This window comes from Sulfurimonas sp., assembly GCF_028694895.1.
Taxonomy (GTDB): domain Bacteria; phylum Campylobacterota; class Campylobacteria; order Campylobacterales; family Sulfurimonadaceae; genus Sulfurimonas.
The window spans coordinates 1-4,631 of sequence record NZ_JAQVKA010000060.1; the positions used below are offsets into that span (position 1 = coordinate 1).

4 protein-coding genes are annotated in these 4,631 nt (G+C 30.8%); all 4 read right to left on the bottom strand.

Annotated features, from left to right (window positions below; all coding sequences use genetic code 11):
• Positions 1-88: 88 nt before the first annotated feature.
• Positions 89-757 carry an SMC family ATPase gene (locus tag PHI38_RS07330; protein WP_299854482.1) on the bottom strand — a complete coding sequence of 223 codons (669 nt, stop codon included), beginning with the start codon at positions 755-757 and terminating at the stop codon, positions 89-91.
• Positions 744-1,862 carry a DNA repair exonuclease gene (locus PHI38_RS07335; protein ID WP_299854485.1) on the bottom strand — a complete coding sequence of 373 codons (1,119 nt, stop codon included), beginning with the start codon at positions 1,860-1,862 and terminating at the stop codon, positions 744-746. The genes PHI38_RS07330 and PHI38_RS07335 overlap by 14 nt, the downstream gene beginning before the upstream one ends.
• Positions 1,863-2,162: 300 nt before the next feature.
• Positions 2,163-2,378: a hypothetical protein gene (locus PHI38_RS07340; protein ID WP_299854488.1), complete on the bottom strand. Its 216-nt coding sequence runs from the start codon at positions 2,376-2,378 to the stop codon at positions 2,163-2,165.
• Between the two features lie 326 nt (positions 2,379-2,704).
• Positions 2,705-4,631: DEAD/DEAH box helicase family protein (locus PHI38_RS07345; protein WP_299854491.1), on the bottom strand; the 1,927-nt coding region annotated here is incomplete at its 5' end.

Consider the following 4,631-nt stretch of genomic DNA (forward strand, 5'->3'; position numbering starts at 1 on the left):
TTGTTTGATAGTACAAGAGAGAAGAGTCCTATAAATAGGATAGTTTTAATTATTTTCATTCTCTTCTCTTTTTTAAATTATTTTTGATTTATAGCTGTATCTCTATTAAGGTTGCATTGATTTGTGTCTTATTCTCATTATGTGCTTTTATTGCTCTCTCTTTAGCAACAATCTCATCAATACTTAGCAATACCTCTCTAAAAGCATCTATCTCCCTTTTAAGCCCCCTGCTTTTTTCAGTTAGCATTGATTCAATAGCATCAATTTTTTCTAATCCTAAAAGCTTTCGTATTATTTTCTTTCTATCTTCAGGCTTTAGGTTACTAAGACTAGTTAGTTCTTTTTGAGAAGCAAAAAGAGTGTGCATAAAAGCATCTTTACTCATCTTTACAAGTTTTACTATAGAGTTTGTTACTTCTTTTGCACCTGTTGTGATAAGCTCTTCATTTTTATAAAATTTTGCATTAGCTGATAGTGCCTTACCTCTAAATTCTCTCACAACTTTGTAAGTAAGTCCATCAAATTCAAATTCTAAAGAGACACTTACAGGCTCTTTTTCACTCACACTTGAATTGCGTATAAGTTCCTTTGAACCTTTGTTTTTGAGTTCCCCATAAAGTGCAAATAAAATAGCTTCAAATATTGTAGATTTTCCACTTCCATTTTTACCTATGATTCCAACTAAGCCTTCATCAAATTTGAAACTCTTTTCAGTATATTTTTTGAAATTTAATAAATCAAGACTATTCAGTATCACTGTACACCTCTTCGTAAGTACTAAATAACTCTTGTACCTTTATTTTTAATCTATCAAATTCTTCAGATTTGCTATCTTCTTTGATATGTTCTATAAAGTAATCTTCAAGTGAAAGTGATTCTATATCATCGATTGTTTTAGCATCACTTGATGTTTTAAACTCTCTTTTGACATTTACATACATTGCAAGTTCAAAAACTTTTTTTATATCAGCAGTGTTTATATCAATTGATTGCATAGTAGTTAAATTAATAAGTTTTACTTCACAGATAGTATCTTTGATATTTGATAAATCTAGTGCTTCAATAGATGCTTCTAAGTTTTCACAGTCTATAACAAACTCTAAAATTAGTCTTATTTTAATCTCTTTATACTCAATAGTTAGTGTATCCTCAAGTGTAATAAGTGCAAAACCTTTTGAGTTTCGTTTGTCATTTAGGCTTGTTCTCTCTGTACTTCCACTGTAGTAAACATTTTCATGCTTACCCACTTTTCCAAACCCATGCCAATGTCCAAGAGCTACATAATCCATTTTAGAAAATAGATACTCTTTGTCTGTTGGATAAACCCACTCTCCAAACTCTTGCATCAAATACCATGCACCAACTGAACAATGCATCATCATGATATTTTTTTTGCTTGTCTCAATTCCTTCTTCACAAAGCTCTATTTGAGAAAGAGCTTTTGTGTCATCGTTCATATGTGGAAGACAATGAAAGACAATATCTTCAAACTCTACTTTTTTATATTGTTGATCATAAGAAACATAGATATTTTCAAAGTTTTCAAATATTTTTAAAATGGGACTACTAAGATTAGTTCGTGGAGTTGAATGATTACCTGCAATTAAAATAAATGGAATATTTAAAGAGTTGATAATTTTAAACTGCTCTAAGGCAAAAGTAATAGCACGATTGCTCGGACTAGTTCTATGAAACAAATCGCCTGTATGGATAATATAGTCAGGTTTTATCTCTTTTATTTGCTCTACAACTTGAGAAAAAGCATCATAAAAATCTGCTTCTCTTTGGTTTATATTCTCTTCGTTGATGACATCTAAATCATTAAACCCTAAGTGGGTATCACTAAAGTGTACGATTCTCATTAAACTATGCCTACTTTTTATTAAATGTGTGATTATTTACATCACTAATTCTACAATAAGTAAATCACATAGTTTAGTGACTTACATTACAAAGCTAAAATAGTTTGCAACTTATACCTTTAAAAATTTCATTTGAAAGATGATATTGTTATGTTAAAAAAATTAATCCATTTTACTGAAAATAGACTAAGTATAAGTTGTATTAAAACAGAATTCTAAACATTTTTGCAAAAATAAAAGTTTTAAGCTCGCAAGAATAAGTAAAGCCACTCCCATCTTAGGGTTTGATATTCAACTTCTTTAACTCCAAAAATAAACATTTACCCCAATTACAATCAGCATAATTACAACATCAACTTTCCAGCTCCAGTAGTTAGCAATATTATTGAAACCATTATAGCTTGATTCACTTGCTCCATCATCAAAACTATTTGAGCTACTTCCATAAGGTGTTCCACTCGCATCAATCCCTCCACCTGACATCGGTAAACCTGTAGTTGGGTTTATATCGTTCATTGTTTTCTTCCTTTTTATAAATATCTTTATGTATATTCATATTTTGGAGGAATTAAATACCCCCCCCTATAAAACTTTTGTACTAGACACAAATCTATTCTATGGGGTTTAAGAGCTGTTTATACAAAATATTTTTCTAGAAAAAAGTATATGTTTTTCTGGATTTTTATTATTAAATTTCAATAAGATAAGTCAGATAACTAAGATAGCTCTATTTTATGGGAAACACAAATAATGTGATAAAAAAGATAGCCAAAAATAACTCTAAAAAGATATGTAAAATTTGAGTGACAAAAAGATTTTCTTAAAGGGTAAACTTTGGAGAGTTATAAAAACAATCCCTTCTCATCTAGTGGAACATATCCCATCTTTTTATAACCTCTTTGTCTCTTATTAAAACTTGATCTTAGCATAGGAGTATTTTCATCGAAAAAATCAACCGCTATACACTCTTGTCCATCTCTTCCGATTCGTCCAAGATATTGAACTATTCTACCCCAATATGAAACAGGCATTGTTAGGACAATAGCATCAAGATGAGAAAAATCGATTCCTTCACCGATAAAGGAACTTGTTGATAAGATGATTGATGAGCTGTTCGCTTCTTTTAGAAACTCTTTTTTCATTTTTGATTTTAACCCACCATACACAAGAGTGGATTTTAAACCTTTGGAATCAAGTAGATGATATAAAATATTTAGATGCTCGATTCTCTCACTAAGCACTAAAATATTTCTTTTCTTTAGCTTCTCTATTTCAGAGATGATCAGATTATTTCTATCAAAGTCTTCTACCATCTCATTTAAAATAAGCGCAAAATCATCACTATGTGCTTCAAACGGTGAAGTGACTATGTTTAAAGTATGTATTTTTCTAATCTCTTTTTTTGACTCATACGCTATTGCACCACACTGCATAAACATAATTGGATGCATTCCATCCTGTCTTGCAGGTGTTGCACTAAGTCCCAAAACATATTTGCCTTTAAATTTTCTAAGAGGTATCTCAAATGAAACAGCTGGGATATGATGTACTTCATCTATAATGATTTGTGAATATTCCTCAATGAGTTCAGGTCTATTTTTTAGCGATTGCAAAGTAGCTATATCTAAATTTGAGTTTAGCTTTTTCTTTCCATTTCCAAGTTTGCCTATGGTTTTAACATCAACATTAAAATACTCACATAATCGCTCAACCCATTGGTCAAGAAGATTACTTTTGTTTACTAATATCAGTGTATTAACACCTCTTTTTTCAAGAACTGCTGCTGCGACTGTTGTTTTTCCAAATCCTGGAGGAGCTATCAAAACTGCATAATTTTGATTTAAAATTTTCTCAAGTGCTATTTGCTGCTCATCTTTTAAAGTAAGAGTGAAATTTAGTTTATCTATAGGTTTTACAAATCGCTTATCTTCAATAAAAAGTTTTGCTTTATGAGAGTTAAAAAGGGTTAAAACCTTGTTTGTAAGCCCTCTTGGAACTATTATATATCTTTCATTGATATCAAATGATGTGATAATTCTCGGAGTGTTAAAAGTTGACTTTCGTAAATTTTGCAATACAAAAAACTCTGGATTTGAAAAACTTGAGAGTCTTTGAAGTTTGTTTAATACACCTTTAGAGAGGTTTTGTTTTTCAATATACAAAGCATCATACAATACAGCTTTTGTATTTTTTGGAAATGCTAAAGGCTTGTCTTGCTTGATTTCCCATGGCATTAGGTTCTCATCACTATTTGAACCCAGTAAATGCTCCCTTAGAATAGCTGTTACTTGATAAATTGATATTTTTGAGATATTTTGCAAAACTTCCCATTGATTTGTAAATGGCTGCATAGTATCCATATCTATAAAAACCGTTTTATTTTCATTTCTTGAGCCATAATGCAGTGGCAATGCTACAAGATTTCCAAGTGCATCTGGAGCTACAAAATCTTGATTTGGAAACATCCTATCATAACTTGTCATGTCAATGCCACTACTTGCATCCATAGCTTTTGTGATAATAATATCACCTAGTTTTCTTGCATCTTTGGCTTTTATAGGCAACTCAAAGAAATACCAAATATGGATACCGTTACCAGATTTTGAAAGCTCAAAAAGTGGCTTTAGTCCAAGAGATGATGAGATTTGCTTTATTGCTCTTGCATCTTCTGTAAAACTAGCTTTATCTAAATCTATAACTAAAAACTTTGCCATCGTCTGATTTACTACAACATAAGTACCAAGTCTAATTTTACCTTCGAGATGTTGT